This is a genomic window from Flavobacterium soli DSM 19725 (assembly GCF_000422705.1).
GTDB lineage: Bacteria > Bacteroidota > Bacteroidia > Flavobacteriales > Flavobacteriaceae > Flavobacterium > Flavobacterium soli.
Map to the genome: position 1 here is coordinate 133778 of NZ_AUGO01000009.1, position 22955 is coordinate 156732.

Consider the following 22955-nt stretch of genomic DNA (forward strand, 5'->3'; position numbering starts at 1 on the left):
ATTTTTTATTCTTGACATCAACACTCCTTCTTTTCGGATAGGTAAAAATGAGAACTTCTATAGAACAGCTTCGTGTTTCGGGGCTGTTTTTTTGTTTGGGGATATTGGGAAACTCTTTCGGAGCATTGGAAAGTGTTTTCGGAGCTTCAGAAATTGTGGCGGAACTCAAAGAAGCTTTTTCGGAGCGTCAGAAACTGTTTCGGAACCTCAGAAATCTTGGCGGAGCTCCAAGAAGCTTTGGCGGAGCTCCAGAAACTCTTTCGGAACCTCAGAAATCTTGGCGGAGCTCCAAGAAGCTTTGGCGGAGCGTCAGAAACTCTTTCGGAGCTTCAAGTGAAAATTAATGTATGAAATTGAAAGCCAATTTGATAATTTATAAAAAAAAACGATACATTTGATTATAACAAAAATGAAAGAAACATTCGCCTATACAACCTTTTTTAGGGTGATTGGTGAATGTTTATTTCGGATATAAACGAGTTATAGGCAACCCTACCAGACGACAACGATAGAGTAACAAATGGAAAATATAATCAAGCATTTTGACAAATATCTACCCTTGGACGACAAGGAGAAAGAAGCATTGACAAGTCGTTTGACGGAGCGTAAAATAAAACGTAAACAATACATTCTACAAGAGGACGACACTTGCAAGTATTTTAGTTACGTTGTTGAAGGTTGTTTTAAAACTTATGGAGTAGACAATTCTGGCAAAGAACACAACCTTCTATTTACTGCCGAGGACGACTGGATTACAGACATTGACAGCTTACACAAAGAGCGACCTTCCAAATTGTTTATTGAGGCAGTTGAACCTTCTGTTATACTTCAAATATCTAAAGGCGACCTTTGGTATTTATACACCAATTATCCAAAGTTTGACAGGAACTTCCGAGTAATCATTGAAGACAAATATATTGAACTTCAAAATCGACTTCTTCAAACTTTCAGCACAACAGCATACGAACGGTATGAAAGTTTCTTGGAGCAATATCCAAATCTTGCGAACCGATTGCCCAATACACAAATCGCATCTTATCTTGGAATTACTCCAGAATTTCTAAGTAAAATCAGGAACGAGAGAGCAGTCAAATAAAATTACTCTTAATCTACATTAAGACTATTTCTTAAACCAGTTTATAGGTGCAGGCTATTCTTTCATCTCATCTTTGTATTGTCAATTTTGACATAAAACAAATTCAATACAATAGATATGAATACTTCAAAAACAACAGTAGCAGTAATTGGACTTGGCAACATTGGTAAAGCCATTGCAACAAATCTTGTAAAAGGAAATCATTCCGTAATTCTTGCCTCAAGAGACAATGAAAAAACAGAAGCATTAGCAGGACAATTAGGCAATCTTGCAATCACCAAAAACATTGCAGATGCAATAAGAGATGCAGATGTTATTATTCCTGCAATTTATTTTAATGCCTTAAAAGATTTTTTTAAAACCTTTTCAAAAGAATTGGACGGAAAGGTAATTGTAGATGTATCAAACCCTATTGCTCCAGATGGAAATGGTGGCTTCAAAAAAATTATTGGAGAGAGTGAATCTGCTGGAAAAATTCTATCTGATTTAATTCCTAAAAATGCTAAACTAATTAAGGCTTTTGGAACCTTAGGTGTTGGTTCACTTTTAAATTCTGCTTTCAATGAACCTGACAAAAAAGTTCTTTTCTATGCTTCTGACAGCACCAACAGCAACTCGCAAATTGAAGAGCTTATCACAAGCAGTGGTTTTGCACCCTTCAATGTTGGTGGCATAGACCAATCTATCAAAATAGAAGTGTTTGGTGACCTACACGAATTTGGAGCATTGGGTAAAACAGTAACACTTTCCGAAGCAAAAAGCAAAGTTTCCCACTCTTAAAATAACAAAATGAAACATTTAATAATTTCCGCAATGTTGCTGACAGCGATAGCATCTTGTCAAAACGAAACAAAAAATCAATCAAACAATTCAACAGAAAACAACATGGAACAATCAACAGAAAAAACTGCAATTGAAAAATTACTTTTCTCTTATCGTGATGCCTTAAACGCATCAGACGTAACCAAAGTGTTGCCACTTTATACAAACGATGGTGTATTTATGCCTTCAAATGCACCTTCAGCAATCGGACAAGAACAAATTAAAGGTTCTTATGAGTTTGTGTTTTCTCAAATTCAGTTGAACATTAAATTTTACATTGACGAAATAGTGGTAAATGGCGACTATGCTTTTGCTCGGACAACTTCTAAAGGCACTACCTTAATTCACGCTAACGGAAAAACTGTTGCAGAAGAAAACAGAGAACTATTTGTTCTTCAAAAAACAAATGAACAATGGAAAATAAGCCGATATATGTTCAACAAAATGAAATAAACAGACAAGAAGGGCAGCCTATAACAGCCGTTTTGCGCTATTGCGAAATATGTGCAAAACGGCTGTTTTTCTTTCGCAAGAAATCTTATCTTAGCAGAAAATACGCAGTTCCGAAGCTCGCAACAGACGCAAAGCGGCGAAACGTTATATGCCATTTTATGAAACTGCTTCTAACGACAATATTTTTTCTATTTTGTTTTCAGAATCTGAAAGCAAGTCCACAATTTCCCGATTATCTAATCGTTGGAAAAGACACGCTTTCAATTTACTTTTTACCGCTAAACAAACTTGATTCCTTTAAACAGAAGGAATTGTTTAGAAATTTAGAAATTCATAACGAATACAACGCATCTTTCAACTTGTGGCGAGGATATCAAGCTTATTGGAAACTTGAAAACAGTAAACTATTCCTAACAGGATTCAAAGACAATCTGCAATCAGAAAACATACTAAAGGAAACATTTGGCAATAAATACGAAAATGGAAAAGTGTTTGCTGATTGGTTTTCGTCATATTTTGCTGTTGGCAAAGACAAACAACTGAAATGGGACGGAATTTTCAGTAGAACCTATTTGAAAGAAGAACTTTTTGAATTTGAAAAAGGAGAACTGAAAAATCGAAGTTTAATAGAAAATTATATAAAAATGCCTAATGGAATCTCTAGGCTCGAAGACAATCGAAAGTTAATAACTGATACTATTTTCAGTAAAATAAAAGACCTTGCTTGGAAAAAACTTTCAGATTGTGAATGTGACGATAAATACTGGATTAATATTAACGATAAAGGTAAAATTGACAATATTAGTTTTGTCCCATTTGGAGATAATGAGAATGAAATTAAACAATTCGAAAAAGTGCATAAAAAGTGCATTAAAAAAATATTCGAACAGACAAAAGATTTACAGTTTGATATTATAAAATGGAATGGAAAACCATATAAACAGAGAATTGAATTTGAAATCTTTTATACTGTAGAAGGGAAGCTTGAAAATTGGAGCGAATAAAACGGCATATAACAACGGTTTTGCGCAATAGCTAATTTGTCTTTCTTGGAAAATACTCTGAACTTCAATATTTCTTATTACATTTTTTGCTAACTTGTCGCTACTGCGCAAAGCCGCGGCACGTTATACATTATTCAAAAAGACTACAAATTGCAGACAACAAAACAAGAATATAGGAAATTTTTAAACGACAATTTCAAAGGGTTAAGACTAAGAAAACCTTTATTCTATAGTTGGGACTTCGGAATACGTTTTGACTTACAAATGGGCGAAACTGATACAGACGAATATTTTGAGGAGGTTGCAAGACGAGCTTCAACAATTTTCCAAACTGCATTTGATAATTCTGACCAAGTGTTTTTAGTTTTTATAGACTACAAATACAAACGAAGAAAAATCAGATTTTCAAACTTTACATTTAAGCAAATCGACAATCTTTCTAAGAATGAGGTTAGCTTTTCAAAAGAACATCGCCTTTACGAACCTGGAGATAAATTTGACATAAGAAACATTGCCATTATTAAATTAACGCCTGACAGAATAAACCATAAAAACATCCTCACGGCAATTGGACATACAGATTTTGGGGCAAGACAACCAAGGCTTGAGCAAAACAGTTTTTATACGGCGAAAGAAGTTTACTTTATAAACATAGACAAGAAACTCATCTTTCATATGTATGACGACAGGGGACTGGATATTATCGCAGCTGACAAAGAAATATTAAGACCTATCTATAAAAAGCATAATAACTGGATACTTGACTATGACAGAAAAAAGATTGACAGACATTTCAAAAAAAACGTTCTGTAATAACTATAATAAATTGGAATTTCAACGCTTAAATGAAGCTTTCAGCTACTTGTAACGATAAAACGTTACTAATTATAAAACAGATATGATATTTTGCATAGATAATTATAGTGATCCGAAAGAAATTTTAGTTTATGATTCCATAGACGAACTTACTAATAGGGTTGAATGGCAAGACATCTTGGATAAAGGAATAACAAATATAGATGTCGACGGTAAGATTTATGAGTGGGACGACAACAAAAAATCTGAATATGGAAGCCTTTATGGTTACTCAATGAAAGTAGTAGGAACAAATATAGACTTGGCAAATAAATGTTTTCTGACTTACGAAAAACTCAACAGACCCGTTGAGTTTTTGCTTGACGAATAAACTAATTGAAACACAGATATTTTTACGGATATGAACATAAAAACAAACAGTTGATTTTTATCTGGATATTGAATAAATGTAAATAATAAAATTAATTTAACCACAAACACCTCCAACCATGTCCATCGAAAAAATAAAAATTGAGGAAAAATTATCGCTGTTTGATGATTATTGGAATCCGAGAATCATTGGGGAACTCAACAATCAACACGTGAAAATTGTAAAATTGAAAGGTGAGTTTGTTTGGCACAAGCACGATAAGGAGGATGAAATGTTTCTGGTTATAAGTGGGACTCTGAAAATAGAATTTAGGGATAAGGTTGTAGAACTAAAACCAAATGAATTTATAATCGTTCCAAGAGGTGTTGAGCATAAACCTGTTGCGGAAGAGGAAGTTTCGGTGATGCTTTTTGAACCCAAAACCACCTTAAATACAGGTGATGCAAAAAGCGAATTGACAAGGGAAAACCTCGAAAAGATTTAGAAACCTAATTATGCTGCTCCTTGAAAGCATCAAACAATGCCTTTGGATTGATAATTCTGTTTGGAGAACACTTAATCAAGTCTAACACACGCTTTGTTGCAGCAGGATTCAATCCCATATTAATCGCCATTTCCTTGATCGCGATTTCTTCTTTTTCATGCAGTTCACCATCAATGTGCATCAATAAAGCCAATCGGTAGAATTGCTGGATGCGTTGAATTTCAGATTTGATGACATTTGTTGGAAGTTCCTTATGGAACAAATCGTTGAATTCGGCTTTTTCAATCTTGAGTTCACACGCCACGAGATATAAAAATTGGTATTCCCTTTCGTGCAAACGACCATCCACAATGGAAAAAGCAATCATTTCGGCCAATAAACTTAATTTTTCCTGATGGGTATTCATGAATTTGTTATTTTTAGCTAAAATATTCTTTTTATATCAAAACACAAAATCTTCATGATACGACTGCTGGTTTTTTCGATTATTATTTTGCTCGTTACCTTAAAACTGAATGCTCAAGAAAGTACGCTTTCCAAGAATGTTTCTACTTTCGTGATCGAAGCACCTGAACTTCAGACCCAAAAGAAAATATGGCTGTATCTGCCCGAAGATTATCAAACCTCAGACAAAAAATATCCTGTAATCTACATGCACGATGCCCAGAATTTATTTGACAAGAAAACATCCTTTGCAGGAGAATGGGAAGTGGATGAAACGCTGGACAGCCTAAAAGCACAGGTAATCGTGGTAGGAATTGAACATGGAAATGACAAGCGTTTGGAAGAACTCACGCCTTTTACGAATGAAAAATACGGTGGCGGAAAGGGTGATGCTTATTTGGAATTTATTGTAAATACTCTAAAACCGCATATCGACAAAACCTACAGGACGAAAACCAAAGCCAAGAATACTGCAATTTTCGGCAGTTCACTTGGCGGATTGATTTCTTTCTATGCCGTTTTGAAATACCCGAAAGTGTTTGGAAAAGCAGGTGTCTTCTCGCCTTCCTTTTGGTTTTCGGACAAAATTTATTCGTATATGGAGAAATCCGATAAGGTTAATGCCAAAATTTATTTCTTATGTGGCGATAAGGAAAGCGACGATATGGTTCCCGATTTAAAGAAAATGGAAACCTTATTGGACCGAAACCGTTGCTATTGCTTGAATTTGAACAAGACCGTGATCATAGAAGACGGTCAACATAATGAAAAATTATGGCGGGAAGGTTTCAAAAACGCTTATCTTTGGCTTTTTTAATGGTTTATGTTGTTGATTATAAAACATAAACTTCAAATACAATTATCTTATGAACAATAATGACGTTTTTAAAAAGCTTCGTGTGGCACTTCAACTACGCGACGAACAAATCATAGAAATCCTTGCATTGGTTGATTTCCGTATGGAAAAACCAGAATTGAATGCGCTTTTCAGAGCTCAAGATCACCCTAATTTTATGGAATGTGGCGATCAAGTTTTACGTAATTTCTTGAACGGATTGATCATTCACTTGAGAGGAACCAAGGAAGAGCCTAAAAATGCAATGGATGTCATCAATAAAAACAGAGACGAAGTAAAAGCACGACTTTCATCTGACAAGCCAAAATCAACAGGTGCTCCAAAAACTTTTACAAAGAAAAAACCAGCTTCAAACCCTAAATCAAGAGAGAAAAAACCAGCTCCAAAGGTTCAGGTTGTGGAGAAAGTGCAATACAAAAATGGTAAGAAATAGGCAGATCTTAATTCTTATTCGAAATGAAAAAAATAGTATTTATAGTGTTTCTTGTTGCTTTTTCCTTATCAGCGAAAGCACAAGAAATAAAATATCAGACTCAGGAAAATATTCACTATTACAGTGAAGCTATCCAGAAAAGTGATGCGTATTTGAAGGAAAGATGTGTCCTTGACCTCTATTATCCTGAAAACACTAAAGATTTCCCAACCGTTATTTGGTTTCACGGTGGCGGATTGACACAGGGTGAAAAGGAAATTCCAGAAGCTTTGACCAAAAAAGGAATTGCTGTTATTGGTGTGAATTACCGATTAAGTCCCAAAATAAAATCTCCTAAATACATCGAAGATGCTGCAGCCGCTGTAGCTTGGGCTTTCGCCAATATTGAAAAATATGGCGGCAATCGTTCCAAGATTTTTGTTTCGGGACATTCAGCCGGAGGATATTTGGCGATGATGGTAGGCTTGGATAAAAAATGGCTTGCCAAAAATAATATTGATGCCAATGCTATTGCTGGATTGATTCCGTTTAGTGGACAGACGATCACACATTTCAATATCCGACAGGAAGAAAACATTCCGGAAACCCAGCCAACGATTGATGAATTTGCACCGCTTTTTCACGTTCGAGCCGATGCTCCACCCCTGCTTTTAATTACGGGAGATCGGGAACTTGAAATGTTGGGAAGATATGAAGAGAATGCCTACATGATGCGAATGATGAAAGTTGTTGGACATAAGGAAACCAAACTTTTAGAACTTGATGGCTATAACCACGGAATGGCTGAACCTGCTTTTCCGTTGTTGTTGAATGAAATTAAGAGAATAACTTCCAAGAAATAACTTTTGAATTGGTTTAGTATGAAAAAATCAATCGCTCTTATCATCCTAATTTTTTCTTTGTTTATGGGTAAAAATGCCATTGCTCAAGATTGGCCCAACCTCAATCGTTATGCTCAAGAAAATGAAAAGCTTCAATCTGTTTCAAATGAAAACCGAGTAGTTTTTATGGGAAATTCCATCACTGAAGGTTGGCTCACGCATGATCCTGATTTTTTTGCTGGAAAGCCATACATCAATAGAGGGATTGGCGGACAAACAACACCACAAATGCTGTTGCGTTTTCGTGCAGATGTCATCAACTTGAAGCCAAAAACTGTGGTTATTCTTGCAGGAATTAATGATATTGCAGGAAATACTGGACCTTCTACTTTGGAAATGATTCTGAATAATATCATTTCGATGGCTGAATTGGCTAAAGCCAATAACATACAAGTTATTCTCTGTTCGGTTTTGCCAGCCAATAATTTCTATTGGAATCCAGGAACAAAACCCGCAGAAAAAGTCATTGCCTTAAACCAGATGATTAAAGATTATGCAAAAGCGAATAACATTCCTTTTGTAGATTATCATACACCGATGAAAGATGAAGAAGATGGATTGAAAAAAGAATATGGTCCGGATGGTGTTCATCCAAATTTGGAAGGTTATAAATTCATGGCTTCCATACTTAATACATTTCTTGAAAAATAATAATCCTTCTCGATAATAAACAAAAAATCCCAAGCTTTCACTTGGGATTTTTTTATAATCAAGGTACTAGAAATAATTTGAACACTATAACTAATACGTTTTACTCTTATTTATTTAAAGCAGCTTTCACTTGGTCAGCAGCTTCTTGGAATTGAACTGCTGATAAAATCGGCATTCCAGAATTGTCAATCATTTCTTTTGCAAGTTCAGCATTTGTTCCTTGCAAACGAACGATGATTGGCACAGTAATACTGTCACCCATGTTTTTATAAGCATCAATAACACCTTGGGCAACACGGTCACAACGAACGATTCCTCCAAAAATGTTAATCAAGATTGCTTTTACGTTTGGATCTTTCAAGATGATTCTGAAAGCCAATTCCACACGTTTAGCATCTGCAGTTCCTCCAACGTCCAAGAAGTTAGCTGGCTCGAAACCTGCATACTTAATCAAGTCCATTGTTGCCATTGCAAGACCGGCACCGTTTACCATACAACCTACAGTTCCATCAAGATCTACATAGTTCAAACCTGCCGCTTTCGCTTCTACTTCGATTGCGTTTTCTTCACGAATGTCTCTGTATTCAGCTAATTTTGGGTGTCTGTATAAAGCGTTGTCATCTAAATTTACTTTAGCATCAACCGCGATAATTTTGTTGTCAGAAGTTTTCAAAACTGGATTGATTTCAAACATAGAAGAATCAGAACCGATATACGCTTTGTATAAAGCATCAACGAACTGAACCATTTCTTTGAAAGCATTTCCAGAAAGTCCTAAGTTAAAGGCAATTCTTCTTGCTTGAAAAGCTTGCAAACCAACGTTAGGATCAATTTCTTCAGTAAAAATCAAATGAGGTGTGTGCTCTGCAACTTCCTCGATATCCATTCCACCTTCAGTAGAATACATGATCATGTTACGACCTTTTCCTCTATTCAATAAAACTGACATATAGAATTCAGAAGTTTCACTTTCACCTGGATAGTAAACATCTTCAGCAACTAAAACCTTGTGTACTTTTTTACCTTCGGCAGAAGTTTGAGGCGTGATCAACTGCATCCCGATGATTTGTTCTGCTAATTCCTCAACTTGTTGCAAGTTTTTGGCAAGCTTCACACCACCACCTTTTCCTCTTCCACCTGCGTGAACTTGAGCTTTGATAACATGCCATCCCGTTCCGGTTTCAGCAGTCAATTGTTTTGCAGCAGCAACCGCTTCTTGTGGGTTGTTTGCAACATAACCACGTTGAACTTTTACACCATAACTGGCTAATATTTCTTTTCCTTGGTATTCGTGTATATCCATAATGAAGTATTTGACTTTTTTAAAGTGCCACAAAAATAACTAAAATCCTCTAATAGAAAAAAGAATTTGTGCTTTTTATTAGGAGCTATTTCCCGCTATCCGCTCTATCTTTTGCTCCTTAAAGAAAGGAGCAAAAGGATGCCGCTTCTATCGGGGCTAAACTCGTGCTAAATAGAAGCAACCTTTTTAATTATTATGCATCTAATTTTTAAGAACATAAAATTTAGACCAGATGAAATACAAAATTCTAATCAGTTTTATTACACTACTTTTTATTTCTGGATGTTCTGACGATGATGTTAATACAGAAAAAAGTACCATAATCGGACTTTGGACATTAGTCAATACGACTGGTACAATTGCAGGTATCAACCATCAATTTGTAGAGAATGAAATTATCTGGACCTTCAATACCAATAATACCGTTACCGTTGTCAATAATAGTACAGACGAGAATTTGCAATCGGGATTTCCTTCAGGAACCTATCCTTATACAATTGCTGATAATGAAAACATAGCCAGTTGCCCTCAAAATATTACCATTCAAACTGCAGAATTTGGCTGTCTTTCTTTTTATGGAAATGAAATGGACATCAACGAAAACATTGCTGATGGTATCAATTATCATTTTTATAAAATTATTGTACCAGACTAAAAGACCTAAATATTAATAGCATTCGAAACCGATTAACTTTCTACAACTAACTCAAATTTCATCCAAAGTTAATTACTGTTTCTTTCAAACAACAATAAGTTATATATTTAACTTATTGTTGTTTTTTGTTAATCATGGTTCTGGTTTTTGGTTTCTGACTTAAACTGTGATAGATTTGCAAAAAATTAAGTCAATGAGCCCAAAAGAATTAGTTCAATTAGCAGAAGAATTCGGTAGTCCTCTGTATGTATATGATGCCGAAAAAATTCAAAATCAATATATCCGTTTAACAGATGCTTTTGCAAAAGTAGAAAGCCTTCGCATCAATTATGCAGTAAAGGCATTGTCTAATATTGCCATTTTGCAGCTTTTAAAACAAATTGGTTCAGGATTAGATACCGTTTCTATTCAAGAAGTACAACTTGGATTGCATGCTGGTTTTACTCCAGATCGTATTATTTATACACCAAATGGTGTATCATTTGAAGAGCTTGAGGCTGTAGCCGAATTAGGCGTTCAAATCAATATCGATAACTTATCTGTTTTAGAACATTTTGGTGCAAAACACCCCACTGTTCCAGTTTGTATCCGAATTAATCCGCATGTAATGGCGGGAGGAAACTCGAATATATCGGTGGGTCATATCGACAGTAAGTTTGGAATTTCGATCCACCAGATGCCACATATTTTAAGAATTGTGGAAAATACTGGAATGCACATCAATGGCTTACACATGCATACCGGTTCTGATATTCTAGATATTGGCGTGTTTCTTTATGCTGCAGAAATACTTTTTGATGCTGCAAAAAACTTCAAGGAGCTTGATTTCCTTGACTTTGGAAGCGGTTTTAAAGTACCTTACAAAAAAGACGATATTGAAACGGATATCGAAGAACTTGGAAAAAAACTTTCCAAAAGATTCAATGCTTTTGCAAAAGAATATGGTCGCGAATTGACACTTGCCTTCGAACCAGGAAAATTTTTGGTAAGCGAAGCTGGTTTTTTCTTGGCAAAAGTGAATGTAGTAAAACAAACTACCTCTACTGTTTTTGCTGGAATTGACAGTGGTTTTAACCACTTGATCCGACCAATGTTTTATGGGTCTCAGCACCACATTGAAAATGTTTCGAACCCGAAAGGAAAGGAACGTTTTTATACCGTGGTTGGTTATATATGTGAAACCGACACTTTTGCTAATAATAGAAAAATTGCCGAGATTAAAGAAGGCGACATCTTGGCCTTTAGAAATGCTGGAGCTTATTGCTTTTCGATGGCATCCAACTATAATTCCCGATTGAAACCTGCCGAAGTATTGTGGATAAACGGCAAAGGTGTTTTGATTAGACAACGTGAAACATTTGATGACATACTTAAAAACCAAATACCATTTGAAATTCCGGTTGCTTTAGAAGTATAGTTTTGGGCACTTCTTTACAACCGAAATTTTAGATTGTTTATAGACAGGCTTAGGAATCTGTCGGACTAAATCCAATAATTAATTTTATTGGATTTTTTTATGGCTTGAAATCACAGGCACAATTCTAACAAGTTATCATTAATTACTTCAATTTAAATCATGAAACTTTGAAAATGTAGCTGGAAGGCCTTACAATGAAAATTATTTGGCCTAAAATGATCTAGGATGTAGTAAAGTTTATTCTGAATGTATAAAATATTGTTTGGAATGTATAAAGAACTGTTTAGAATATAAAATTAATTGTTTTGAATGTAGAATATTGTATTTATAATATACTAACTACTGTTTGGAATGTATAAATAACTGTTTAGAATGTATAAAATAGTGTTTTGGATGTATAAGATATAGACACTCGAAAGTTTTTGAAGATTTTGCATAGCAGACAATAATTGTAAAAGTTTCCACAGTGCTACTGGATTCCATCTAGCCCTGATGGTGTCCCGAAGCTTCGGGATTTGAGCTCTTGCAACTGCCGTAAGAGCTGTTGCAAAGCGAGTTGCACCAGCAGGAACATGTCCCGAAGCTTCGGGATGAAAATGCCCTACCGATTCGCTCCTCCTAATCAAGCTGAAATAACATAAAAATAATATAGGTTGCCGGTTTGTTTTTTATCTTTGGAATCTTAAACAAATTGAAATGGATAGAAGGAAGTTTTTTAGAAACGGATCGTTATTTACGCTTGGAACTGCGATTTTGAATCCGTTTGATTTGACGGCAAAAAATGGTGTTGTTGAAACGCTAGATAAGAACAAGAAAGCAAAAAATATCATCATTTTGGTGAGTGATGGGATGAGTACCGGGACGCTGAATATGGCAGATTTATACTTGAACCGCAAGACTGGAAAAGGTTCTAACTGGTTGCAATTATATAAAGATAACAAGGTTTCGAGAGCTTTGATGGACACGGCTTCGGCGAGTTCTATCGTGACGGATTCGGCTGCTGCAAGTTCGTCTTGGGGTGGTGGCTTTAGGGTGAACAATGGTTCTTTGAATGTTGGTCCGAATGGTGAAATGAACTTACCGATTTGGCAAAAGTTTAAAAAAACAGGTAAAATGGCGGGCTGTGTGACGACGGTTCCGATAACACATGCTACTCCTGCGGGATTTTGCGTGAGTACGAAAAGCCGTAACAGTCAGGATGATATTGCCGAAATGTACCTGGATTTGGGTTTTGATATTATGATGGGTGGCGGTTTAAATTATTTTTCTCCTGAATTTAGAAAGGACAAAAAAGATATGTTTGCTGCTTTCAAGGCAAAAGGTTATCAGGTAGCGAGAAACCGCTCTGAAATGATGAATGCTTCGAACGACAAACCTGTTTTGGGTGTTTTTTATGAAGATGGGCTTCCTTATTCGATTGATCGAAATAATGATGCGAAATTACAGGAAACGATTCCTACTTTGGCTGAAATGACGCAGAAAGCCATCGACAGGATGAAAAGCCATAAGGATGGTTTTGTACTTCAGGTAGAAGGCGGAAAAGTAGACTGGGCAGCTCATGCGAATGACATTGGTGGTTTGATTTATGATCAAGTTGCCTTTGACGAGGCCGTGAAAGTGGCGATTGATTTTGCGGAAAAAGATAAAAATACACTCGTTATCATTACAACCGACCACGGTAATGCGAATCCTGGGGTTATTTATGGGAAATATGCCAATACAAATTTTGATTCTATCCAAAAATACAAGCATACGAACGAATGGCTTTTGAATGAAATTCACCCCACTTCTACCGTTGCTCAAGTGCGTGAAATTATTGAATTTGCAAATGGGGCTACTGTAAATGAAGAAGATGCAAAAACAGTTTTGAGCTATTATGATGGTTTGCACAAGGAAGAAGGTGGCTTATATAACTACAAGAAACTACCTTTTAAGGCTTTCGCCGAAATGCAACAGAAAACCAATTCTGTGGGTTGGATTAGTATGGACCACTCGGCAGATTATGTAGAGTTGGCAATGTTTGGCCCAGGGAGTGAGCTTCTGAAGCCTTTTATTAAAAATACCGACTTGCATTATTTGATGCTTCAGGCTGCTGAAGTGGAAAATAAATTTTAATGAATTTCGTTCCTAAAAAATAGACTGTCTCTAAAAGGGCAGTCTTTTTTTTTATTTAGCCTAAAATGATATATTTTTGAGTGCATAAATCCAAAACGATAATCGCTAGATGACAATACTGCATAAAAGAAAATATGAATTCTTACTGATTGCTTTACTGCTTCACCTTTTTATAGCGGTTTTGCTTTATGATCTTGATTTTTATGCCAATATTATATGGCCAGCAAACATGTTTATATTGGGAATATGCAGTATTGGGATATTTTCGGGCAAATCAACACTGCACCTGATTGTTAAGAATATACTTCTTGCCTTGGTGATATTCCTGCCTATTTCGATTATTTTTTTTAAACCTACTGAACTGTTGATGCAAATCATCAATATCACCCATATTGCTTTCTATAGTTTTATATTTATTGAGGTTTTAAAATACTTGCTGAAACCCAGCTATATCAACTCGGATATCGTTTCGGCTTCGGCTTGTGGCTATTTGCTTTTGATTGAAATCGGAATATTTTCGATGCAAGCTATTTATTATGCTACACAAAACCCATTTAAGGGAATTGACACCACATCTTTTACAACAATCTATCTAGATATAGTTTATTTTTGTAGCATAACAGTAACAAGTATAGGCTTTGGCGATATTACACCGGCAAATCATTTTGCCAAATTAGCAACCTCCATTTTAGGTATTGCAGGACAGTTTTATTCCGTGGTTTTAGTCGGGATTATGATTAGCAAATACACATCGAACGTACCCTCAAAAAAAGAATAATCATGCATTCAGGAAGAAAATATAGTTTAAAGGAGTTCATTTTATGGACACGTGATGATATTTATAAATTGATTACAATTGCTACAATTCCAACAATTCTTTACCAAGTTTTCGATTTGAAGTTTATAGCAATCCCTTGGTTTCCAATTGCATTGATAGGGACTGCAGCTGCTTTTATTGTGGGTTTCAAAAACACGCAAACCTACAACAGGCTTTGGGAAGCTCGACAAATTTGGGGCGGAATTGTAAACACCAGTAGATCTCTCGGATTGATGGTTAGGGATTTTATTGATGATGATCAAAAAGCAACACAAGAAATAATGTACCGTCATTTTGCCTGGTTAACAGCTTTGCGTTTTCAATTAAGAGAGCCGAGATCGTGGGAAAACATGGAAAAAAGCTACAATAAAGAATACAGCAAGCATTATTTTACCGAAGAAAAAACGGCAAAACTAGAAGAGGAATTGAAAAAATATGTATCGGAAGGAGAACGTGAATATATCCTTTCCAAAAAAAATAGGGCGACTCAACTATTGGCTTTGCAATCAAAAAGATTAAAAGAATTACAGACCGAAAGCAAGATTGATCTTTTTAAATATTTACAAATTACCGATAAAATTTCGGAGCTGTATGAACATCAAGGAAAATGCGAACGTATCAAAAACTTTCCCTATCCTAGACAATTTGCCAGTATAAATTTATTTTTTGTATGGCTTTTTGTAATTTTAGTTCCGTTCGGAATGCTGAATGAATTTCAGAAACTCGGAGATTTGTATGTTTGGCTCACAATCCCTTTCAGTATTGTGGTTTCATGGGTTTTCACGAGTATGGAACGAGTTGGCGAAAGCACCGAAAATCCTTTTGAAGGAAGTGCAAACGATGTTCCCATAACAGCCATGAGCCGAACGATTGAAATTGACATGAGGGATATGCTTGACGAAACCGATTTACCTCCTGCCCTTGCACCCGTAAATAAAATTTTAATGTAAATAAAAAAATATGAAAATAGAAAAAGTTTTTGAAAACAATGAAAGTTGGATTGCCAATAAACTAGCGGTAAATCCAGATTATTTTACAGACTTATCTAAAGGCCAAAGTCCTGAAATTCTTTATATTGGATGTTCGGACAGTCGTGTTACTGCCGAAGATTTGATGGGAGTTCAACCGGGCGAAGTTTTCGTTCATCGAAATATTGCCAATATGGTAATTAGTATTGATTTGAATGTGATGTCGGTTTTGAATTATGCCGTAGAACATTTAAAAGTGAACCATGTTGTAGTATGTGGACATTATTTTTGTGGAGGTGTAAAAGCGGCTATGGAAGCCAAAGATTTGGGTATTTTGAATCCTTGGCTACGAAATATTCGTGACGTTTATCGTTTGCACAAAAAAGAATTGAATGCAATTGAAGATGAAAATCAACGCTATAATCGTTTGGTAGAATTGAATGTTCAGGAACAATGCGTTAATTTAATCAAAACAGCTGCCGTTCAAAAAGCTTATAAAGACCGGAATCTAAAAGTACATGGATGGGTTTTTGATATCCATTATGGAAAACTGATCGACTTGAAAATTGATTTCGATCATGTGTTGAAAGACATTATGGAGATTTATAATTTGGGACACGAATAGTTTTAAGTTCACCAAGTTTTCACGAAGTTCACAAGGCTATTTAAGTTTTAGCTTTGTGAACTTTGTGCTTTTTAAACTTTGTGGGCTTCGTGTTTAAAATATTAAAATGTAACCATCATTTTCTTTGCCTCTTCAAACTCCGAAATCATATCATCAATAATATCCTTCACTGATTTTATTTCGTGAATCAGACCTGAAACCTGTCCGATTTCGAGTTCGCCTTCCACCAAATCACCTTCAAACATGCCGCGTTTCGCACGAGCTCTTCCTAATAATGTTTTCAAATCTTCAACAGAAGGTCCTTTTGCATATAAATCCTGAACGTCCTGATAAAATTTATTTTTGATTAATCGAACTGGAGCCAATTCTTTCAAAGTCACTTGGGTTCCACCCTCTTCCAAATCTACAATCGTCTGCTTGAAATTATCATGAGCCGAACTTTCAAATGATGCCGCAAAACGGCTTCCAACTTGAACACCATCAGCACCCAGAATCATTGTGGCTAACATTGCTTTTCCAGTTGCAATTCCGCCAGCTGCAATCAACGGAATTTGTATTTTTTCACGAACCATCGGAATCAATGTAAGCGTTGTAGATTCTTCCCTTCCGTTATGTCCTCCAGCTTCAAAACCTTCGGCCACGACTGCATCTACACCTGCTTCTTGAGCTTTCAAGGCAAACTTTGAACTACTCACGACATGCACCACTGTAATTCCTTTTTCCTTTAAAAAAGCCGTCCACGTTTTTGGATTTCCAGCCGAAGTGAAGACGATTTTCACGCCTTCTTCCACGATAATATTCATGATTTCTTCGATATTCGGATACAGCATCGGAACGTTTACACCGAAAGGTTTATCGGTTGCTTTTTTGCACTTCTGAATGTGTTCTCTCAAAACATCAGGATACATCGAACCCGCACCAATCAAGCCTAAACCGCCTGCATTACTAACAGCACTTGCTAATTTATAACCGCTGTTCCAAATCATTCCGCCTTGAATAATTGGATATTTTATATTAAATAATTGTGTGATTTTGTTCATTTATACTATTGTTTATTTTTAGAGCGAATCGCTTGGGTTTTATCTTCAATCCATTTTCCCGCTTTTCCTTCCAAAACTTTTTTGTTCTTAAAGAAAGAACAAAAAAGGTTTTTCCCTTCCTCCCGAAGCTTCGGGACGGGGCTAAATGGGATCGTCTTTTGTGTTTTTAAACTTTTTGCTAAAATAGAAATTTTATTGCTTAAGAAGTTTACCTTTTTGAGAAACATCTCCAGTAACTATTTCATAAAAATAAACGCCAGAAGTAAGGTTTTCTAAAGAAAAATTAAGGGTAGAATTGTTGATTATTTTTTCCAAAACAAGTTGCCCGAGGTTATTGTAAATAGAGATTTTTCCAGTTTTAAAATCTTTATCAGCAGAAATATTCAAAACATTTTCAACAGGATTTGGATATACAATAAATTTATTTTCAGTTAATAAATCTGTTCCTAAAGCATTCTGAACAATCAAATTAAAATCCGGAATTCCATATCCAAATTGAGCATTTGGAGTTGAAAATAAATTCGCAGATTCTTTTATTAATTGTATGATTTCTTCGTTGGTTTTATCTGGCAAAGCTTGCCACAAACAAGATACCATTCCGGCTGTAATTGGACCAGAAAAAGAAGTTCCACTCGCGGTTACAATCGCACCCGAAACATCTGAAACAACGGCATTTTGGCCTTGAGCCATAACATCAGGCTTGATTCTTCCATCAAATGAAGGTCCAATTGAACTGAAAGTAGCATACGTTTCGTCGGGCATAACGGCTCCAATTGCCAGAGTATGTTCGGCATCAGCGGGAACTGAAATATAAGGATTAGCTGTATTTCCAGAATTTCCAGCCGAAGTAACGCAAATCATTCCTCTCGAAAATGCAATTTCAGCACCTCTGGAAATAAACGAAGTTGTGCCGTTCATGTCATCATACGTATAGCTATAATCTGGATTGTCATAGCCAAAATAACCTAGTGAAGTATTGATGATATCAACTCCCAAACTATCCGCCATTTCGGCAGCTTCCACCCAAAAAGATTCCTCAACTGGATTTTCAGCATTGATATCTTCGGTGATAAAAAGATAATAGTGTGCATCTGGTGCAGTTCCAACCAACTGATCTTCAACATAGCCTCCCATTGTAGAAAGTACCATCGTTCCATGTGAACCTCCTCCATAAAAATTGGTGCTTGAATTCACAAAATCATAACCTCCTAAAATAAGATTATTGTCTTGCAAACGCTGGAAAGGACTTGCTGCATCAACTCCAATAAAACCAGTATCCATCACGGCAATTATCTTTCCTGTTCCAGTAAAATCCTGTTCGTGAAGCAGATGTCCGTTGAGCATTTCAATCTGATTATTTGAAGTTCCGTAGCCGAAAGTCACTAAAGCTTCGAGATTTTTATCAACATTCCTTGGTCGTTGCTGATTGGCACTTCGCTCTAAATTCCCATTATTGAGACTCTTATTTGCAAAATCAACATGACTCACAAATGCTAAATTTTCAAGGTTTTGAATGTCAGAAATTGTACCGCGAATATGCAAGGCATTCATCCATTTTGATTTTGCTTTTACAGTAATCCCAACTGAATTTGTGACTTGGTTGATGTATGAAATAGCAATTGGAACATCTTTTTCATCCAATGCAATGTTTTGCAAAACTCTTCTATCCAAGGATCTTTGTGACAACATTTCCAATGGATTTTCTAAGTAAAAAGTTGCATCGGGTTTATCAGTAAAAAAAACCCACGCATCTTCAATTTGTCCAAAGGAAAAAAAGCTAATCTGTAGAAAAATAAATAGTAGAAATTTTTTCATAACATTGTAAAAAAAGACGCATTAAGTTTCAAATTTACGAATTGTTATCGGAATTTTGAACTACTTTTCGATTTCAATTTACCACTTATTTAAAAGAAACGATTTAAAAGCAACGATAAAAAACACATACAAACCATTGATAAACAATTATTTAAAAAATAAATAAAATTTTATTTGGAATTATAAATTTTTATGCTCTAAATTTGCACTCAAGTTCTTTAAAAAATTATTCTTATCCAGAAAGACCGAGGGAATTGACCCGATGACGTCTTAGCAACCTGATCACTTTTGTGTTTAAGGTGCTACCTTCAACCTTTGCCATTGGCAAGGAAAGATAAGCTTAGAAATTGTTTATAATACCTCAAAATATTATATGCTCTTCTGACTTATCGGAAGAGCATTTTTTGTTTATGCTCCTCTGATATCTGGTTTTGAATGTTTTTTTTAATCAACAAAAAAATATTTATAAACATTAAAAATTTTAAAGATGCAAGAGCAAACACAAATCCTGAATTACATTCCAGTAGACGAATTAACCGGTTCAATCTCGGTGCCAATTTACCAAACTTCAACTTTCGTACAAGACGAACCAGGGGTTCACAAAGGTTTCGATTACGCAAGAAGCAACAATCCGACGAGAAAAGTCTTGGAGGATTTGGCTGCTAAATTAGAAAACGGAACAAATGGTTATGCTTTTTCTAGCGGTTTGGCAGCCATCGATGCGGTTGTAAAATTATTGAAAGCTGGCGATGAAATCATTGCCGTTGATGATATTTATGGTGGTGCTTTCCGCCTATTCACTCACATTTATGAGAAATTCGGAATCAGCATTAAATACGTTGATGCGACAGATGCTCAAAATGTTGCCAATGCGATTTCAGACAAGACTGCTTTAATTTGGATTGAATCACCAACCAACCCGACTTTGAAAATTGCCGATTTGAGAGCGATTGGTAAAATTGCAAAAGAACACAACGTTTTGTTCTGTGTTGATAATACTTTTGCTTCGCCAATTGCCCAAAAACCAATTGAATATGGAGCTGATTTGATTGTTCACAGTGCTACAAAATATATCTCTGGACACAGCGATTTGATTGCTGGTTTGGTGATTACTGCTACGGAAGAATTAGGAGCGAAAATCAAATTTATCCAAAATGCTTCTGGTGCCATACTTGGGCCATTCGACAGCTGGTTGGTGATCCGAGGAATCGAAACTTTGAGTTTGAGAATCAAGCAACACGCTGAAAATGCTCAGAAAGTTGCTGAGTTCCTAACAACTCAAAAACTAATCAAGAATGTTTTTTATCCTGGTTTGAAAAGTCATCCGAACCATGAAATTGCAAAAAGCCAACAGAAATATTTTGGTGGTGTTGTCACTTTCGATTTAGTAATTGATGACAAAGAATTGGCTTCAAGAATTATTTCGGGAACTAAATTATTCAAGCTGGCTGAAAGTTTGGGTGGCGTGAAAAGCTTGTGTTGTCTGCCTTGCGAAATGACCCATAAATCGATTCCGGTTGAAAAAAGATACCAGTCTGGTGTTACAGATAGTTTGATTCGTCTTTCTGTTGGCTTGGAAGATGCTGATGATTTGATAGCTGATTTGAAACAGGCAATTGAAAATGCAGTTAAGGTAAATGTAGAAACTGCTTCGTCGTTGAATTAAATAATATAAACACAGATTTCACAGATTTTCACAGATTAAAATAGTGGTATTTTATCAAAATTTAAAGACAAAAACGCCTCATTTAGGACTCAAATCTGTGAAAATCTGTGAAATCTGTGTTCAAAAAAAATATAAAATGTCAAGAAAAAAATTAAATATAGGATTGTTTGGGTTTGGATGTGTAGGTTTTGGATTGTATGAGGTGTTGCAAAAAACGCCTGGTTTAAAGGCCAACATCAAGAATATTTGTGTGAAAGATAAAGACAAGAAGCGTGAAATTAGTGCTGAAAATTTTACTTTCAACAAAGAAGATATCTTTAATGATCCTGAAATAAATGTAATCGTAGAGCTGATTGATGATGCGGAAGCGGCTTATGAAATTGTGACGCGTGCTTTGAAAAGCGGAAAAGCGGTGGTTTCAGCCAATAAGAAAATGATTGCGGAACATTTTGAGGAATTGCTCGAATTGCAACGTGAACATCAGGTTCCTTTGTTGTATGAAGCGGCTTGTTGTGCCAGTATTCCGATTATCAGAAACCTTGAGGAATATTATGACAATGACCTTTTGGAATCGATTCAGGGAATTGTGAATGGGTCGACAAATTATATTTTGACCAAGACCTTCAAGGATAATTTGTCGTATGAAGAGGCATTGAAAGAGGCTCAAGATAAAGGCTTTGCCGAAAGCAACCCGATTTTGGATACAGGTGGTTTTGATGCAAAATATAAATTGCTGATTTTGTTGGCACATTCTTTCGGATATATTGCAAAACCTGATGATTTGCTGAATATCGGCATTAATTCTATTGGTAGTTTGGAGTTGAAATATGCACGAGAAAAAAGTTTGAAAATTAAATTGGTAGCCCAAGCATTTAAGAATGCAGATGGAACAATTTCTGCTTTTGTGATTCCGAAATTTGTGGATTCAGAGGATCGATTGTTTAATGTGGATGATGTTTTTAATGGTGTGATTACGAAGACGAGTTTTGCCGACGAACAGTTTTTTGTAGGCAAAGGTGCTGGAGCTCATCCTACTGCTTCTGCAGTTTTGAGTGATATTTCGGCCTTGAGTTATGATTATCAATATGAATACAAAAAAATTGCACAACAGGAAGATTTGAGCTTATCGAATGATGTGAATTTGAAAGTGTTTTTAAGACATTCCGTTAAAGATGCTGTGGTTTTGAAAGGACAGTTTTTAAATATTGATGAATCCTATCTGAACCAAGAATCAGGTTATATAACTGGAACTATTTCTTTGGAAAATTTGAGAAACATTCACTTTGATGAAAGCTTTGAAAAGTCTTTTGTGTTGTTGGATGTTGTGAAGAAGGTTGAAATTGCAGATGAAAATTTGCAATTGGCAGGCTTTGAAGTGGCTTAATTTTTTAACATTAAGGAGTTAAGTTTTTGAACCATTAAGGTATTAAGAAAAATTAAGGCTTGCACTTAATGAAACTTAATACCTTAATGGTTTAATTATTTTTACAACATTTTCCTCGCCTTTTCTAAATCTTCAAAAGTATCAATTCCGATGCTGACGTGATTAGTTTCCACCATTTTGATACGTTTTCCGAATTCCAGATAGCGTAATTGTTCTAGTTTTTCGGATGCTTCCAGAGATTTCATTGGAAGGCTGTAGAAATCCATAATGGCTTGCTTGCGGAAGGCATAAATCCCGATGTGTTGGAAATAACGAACGCCAACATTTTTCTCTCTTGGATAAGGAATTACAGAACGGGAGAAATATAACGCAAAGTCATTTTGATCTACCACAACTTTCACATTGTTGGGATTATTGATATCCTCTTCATTTGTGATTTCACGCATTAATGAAGCCAAATCTATTTTTTTATCGGGGTCGTTTCTAAAAACGTAGAGTACTTGTTCCAACGGACCTTTTTCTGTAAAAGGTTCATCGCCTTGCACATTTACTACGATGTCTGCATCAATATCGGCGACGGCTTCGGCAATCCGGTCGCTTCCTGATTCGTGTTCCTTGATGCTCATGATGGCTTTTCCGCCGTTTGAAATGATTTCGTTGTAAATCAAATCGGAGTCGGTTACTACAAAAACGTCATTGAATAATGCTGTGGCAACGGTTGCTTCGTAGGTTCTTAAAATAACGGTTTTGCCTCCAAGTTCCTGCATTAATTTTGCTGGAAATCTTGTTGAGGCGTATCGGGCTGGTATGACGGCTATTGTTTTCATTTTTTAGTTGCTG

The 22955-nt window shown here is 35.8% G+C and carries 26 protein-coding genes and 1 riboswitch; of the genes, 20 read left to right on the forward strand and 6 right to left on the reverse strand.

Annotation, left to right across the window (positions count from 1 at the left end; translation table 11 throughout):
* Positions 1–47: 47 nt before the first annotated feature.
* The 8 genes from G508_RS0112555 to G508_RS0112590 all read left to right on the forward strand — a co-directional run bounded on the left by G508_RS0112555 (position 48) and on the right by G508_RS0112590 (position 5045).
* The gene (locus G508_RS0112555) at positions 48–344 is read left to right on the forward strand and encodes a hypothetical protein (protein ID WP_026705657.1); all 297 of its coding nucleotides are present in this window, start codon (positions 48–50) and stop codon (positions 342–344) included.
* A gap of 176 nt (positions 345–520) precedes the next feature.
* A complete protein-coding gene (locus G508_RS0112560; protein WP_026705658.1) occupies positions 521–1096 on the forward strand; it encodes a Crp/Fnr family transcriptional regulator in 576 nt (191 codons plus the stop codon).
* A gap of 117 nt (positions 1097–1213) precedes the next feature.
* Positions 1214–1876, forward strand: a complete 663-nt coding sequence (locus G508_RS0112565) for an NADPH-dependent F420 reductase (protein ID WP_026705659.1) — start codon at positions 1214–1216, stop codon at positions 1874–1876.
* A gap of 9 nt (positions 1877–1885) precedes the next feature.
* Positions 1886–2371: a YybH family protein gene (locus G508_RS0112570; protein WP_084625975.1), complete on the forward strand. Its 486-nt coding sequence runs from the start codon at positions 1886–1888 to the stop codon at positions 2369–2371.
* A gap of 158 nt (positions 2372–2529) precedes the next feature.
* Positions 2530–3375, forward strand: a complete 846-nt coding sequence (locus tag G508_RS0112575) for a hypothetical protein (protein WP_157486009.1) — start codon at positions 2530–2532, stop codon at positions 3373–3375.
* 150 nt (positions 3376–3525) lie between these two features.
* A complete protein-coding gene (locus G508_RS0112580) occupies positions 3526–4188 on the forward strand; it encodes a DUF3885 domain-containing protein (RefSeq protein WP_157486010.1) in 663 nt (220 codons plus the stop codon).
* A gap of 85 nt (positions 4189–4273) precedes the next feature.
* The gene (locus G508_RS0112585; RefSeq protein WP_026705663.1) at positions 4274–4561 is read left to right on the forward strand and encodes a hypothetical protein; all 288 of its coding nucleotides are present in this window, start codon (positions 4274–4276) and stop codon (positions 4559–4561) included.
* A gap of 118 nt (positions 4562–4679) precedes the next feature.
* Positions 4680–5045 (forward strand): cupin domain-containing protein, encoded by a 366-nt coding sequence (locus G508_RS0112590; RefSeq protein ID WP_051197607.1) that lies wholly within the window; start codon positions 4680–4682, stop codon positions 5043–5045.
* A 4-nt stretch (positions 5046–5049) separates the two neighbouring features.
* Here G508_RS0112590 and G508_RS0112595 read toward each other — a convergent pair whose 3' ends face one another.
* Complete coding sequence (locus G508_RS0112595; RefSeq protein ID WP_026705665.1) at positions 5050–5451, reverse strand: hypothetical protein; 402 nt, start codon at positions 5449–5451, stop codon at positions 5050–5052.
* A 54-nt stretch (positions 5452–5505) separates the two neighbouring features.
* Here G508_RS0112595 and G508_RS0112600 point away from each other — a divergent pair, with 54 nt between their 5' ends.
* From G508_RS0112600 to G508_RS0112615, 4 genes are read left to right on the forward strand one after another with little or no spacing between them, the layout of a single operon-like run.
* Positions 5506–6306: an alpha/beta hydrolase gene (locus G508_RS0112600; protein ID WP_026705666.1), complete on the forward strand. Its 801-nt coding sequence runs from the start codon at positions 5506–5508 to the stop codon at positions 6304–6306.
* Positions 6307–6355: 49 nt separating this feature from the next.
* Positions 6356–6778 carry a DUF1456 family protein gene (locus G508_RS0112605; protein ID WP_026705667.1) on the forward strand — a complete coding sequence of 141 codons (423 nt, stop codon included), beginning with the start codon at positions 6356–6358 and terminating at the stop codon, positions 6776–6778.
* Positions 6779–6801: 23 nt separating this feature from the next.
* Entirely contained in the window at positions 6802–7620 is an 819-nt protein-coding gene (locus tag G508_RS0112610; RefSeq protein WP_026705668.1) for an alpha/beta hydrolase, read from the forward strand.
* Positions 7621–7638: 18 nt separating this feature from the next.
* A complete protein-coding gene (locus G508_RS0112615) occupies positions 7639–8310 on the forward strand; it encodes an SGNH/GDSL hydrolase family protein (RefSeq protein ID WP_245569869.1) in 672 nt (223 codons plus the stop codon).
* A 106-nt stretch (positions 8311–8416) separates the two neighbouring features.
* Here G508_RS0112615 and sucC read toward each other — a convergent pair whose 3' ends face one another.
* Positions 8417–9613 carry an ADP-forming succinate--CoA ligase subunit beta gene (gene sucC, locus G508_RS0112620; protein ID WP_026705670.1) on the reverse strand — a complete coding sequence of 399 codons (1197 nt, stop codon included), beginning with the start codon at positions 9611–9613 and terminating at the stop codon, positions 8417–8419.
* Between the two features lie 232 nt (positions 9614–9845).
* Between sucC and G508_RS0112625 the strand changes: the two genes are divergently transcribed.
* On the forward strand, positions 9846–10268 hold the full coding sequence (locus tag G508_RS0112625; protein WP_026705671.1) for a hypothetical protein: 423 nt from the start codon (positions 9846–9848) through the stop codon (positions 10266–10268).
* A gap of 193 nt (positions 10269–10461) precedes the next feature.
* A complete protein-coding gene (gene lysA, locus G508_RS0112630) occupies positions 10462–11685 on the forward strand; it encodes a diaminopimelate decarboxylase (RefSeq protein ID WP_026705672.1) in 1224 nt (407 codons plus the stop codon).
* Between the two features lie 335 nt (positions 11686–12020).
* Here the strand turns inward: lysA and G508_RS0112635 are convergent, their stop codons facing one another.
* Complete coding sequence (locus G508_RS0112635) at positions 12021–12311, reverse strand: hypothetical protein (protein WP_026705673.1); 291 nt, start codon at positions 12309–12311, stop codon at positions 12021–12023.
* Positions 12312–12381: 70 nt separating this feature from the next.
* Here G508_RS0112635 and G508_RS0112640 point away from each other — a divergent pair, with 70 nt between their 5' ends.
* From G508_RS0112640 to G508_RS0112655, 4 genes are all read left to right on the forward strand, one after another.
* Positions 12382–13800, forward strand: a complete 1419-nt coding sequence (locus tag G508_RS0112640) for an alkaline phosphatase (RefSeq protein WP_026705674.1) — start codon at positions 12382–12384, stop codon at positions 13798–13800.
* Between the two features lie 109 nt (positions 13801–13909).
* Positions 13910–14578, forward strand: a complete 669-nt coding sequence (locus G508_RS0112645) for a potassium channel family protein (protein ID WP_026705675.1) — start codon at positions 13910–13912, stop codon at positions 14576–14578.
* A gap of 2 nt (positions 14579–14580) precedes the next feature.
* The gene (locus G508_RS0112650) at positions 14581–15567 is read left to right on the forward strand and encodes a bestrophin family protein (protein WP_026705676.1); all 987 of its coding nucleotides are present in this window, start codon (positions 14581–14583) and stop codon (positions 15565–15567) included.
* A gap of 10 nt (positions 15568–15577) precedes the next feature.
* Positions 15578–16210, forward strand: a complete 633-nt coding sequence (locus tag G508_RS0112655; RefSeq protein WP_026705677.1) for a carbonic anhydrase — start codon at positions 15578–15580, stop codon at positions 16208–16210.
* A gap of 101 nt (positions 16211–16311) precedes the next feature.
* On the opposite strand, the gene G508_RS0112660 is transcribed toward G508_RS0112655, so the two are convergent.
* The gene (locus G508_RS0112660) at positions 16312–17250 is read right to left on the reverse strand and encodes an NAD(P)H-dependent flavin oxidoreductase (RefSeq protein WP_026705678.1); all 939 of its coding nucleotides are present in this window, start codon (positions 17248–17250) and stop codon (positions 16312–16314) included.
* A 192-nt stretch (positions 17251–17442) separates the two neighbouring features.
* Entirely contained in the window at positions 17443–19065 is a 1623-nt protein-coding gene (locus G508_RS0112670; protein ID WP_026705680.1) for a S8 family serine peptidase, read from the reverse strand.
* A gap of 229 nt (positions 19066–19294) precedes the next feature.
* Positions 19295–19406: riboswitch (SAM riboswitch) on the forward strand.
* A gap of 146 nt (positions 19407–19552) precedes the next feature.
* Here G508_RS0112670 and G508_RS18955 point away from each other — a divergent pair.
* The gene (locus tag G508_RS18955; protein ID WP_035694706.1) at positions 19553–20731 is read left to right on the forward strand and encodes a trans-sulfuration enzyme family protein; all 1179 of its coding nucleotides are present in this window, start codon (positions 19553–19555) and stop codon (positions 20729–20731) included.
* 136 nt (positions 20732–20867) lie between these two features.
* Positions 20868–22115: a homoserine dehydrogenase gene (locus tag G508_RS0112680; RefSeq protein WP_026705681.1), complete on the forward strand. Its 1248-nt coding sequence runs from the start codon at positions 20868–20870 to the stop codon at positions 22113–22115.
* 101 nt (positions 22116–22216) lie between these two features.
* Here G508_RS0112680 and kdsB read toward each other — a convergent pair whose 3' ends face one another.
* Positions 22217–22942 (reverse strand): 3-deoxy-manno-octulosonate cytidylyltransferase, encoded by a 726-nt coding sequence (gene kdsB / locus G508_RS0112685; RefSeq protein WP_026705682.1) that lies wholly within the window; start codon positions 22940–22942, stop codon positions 22217–22219.
* Positions 22943–22955 lie beyond the last annotated feature (13 nt).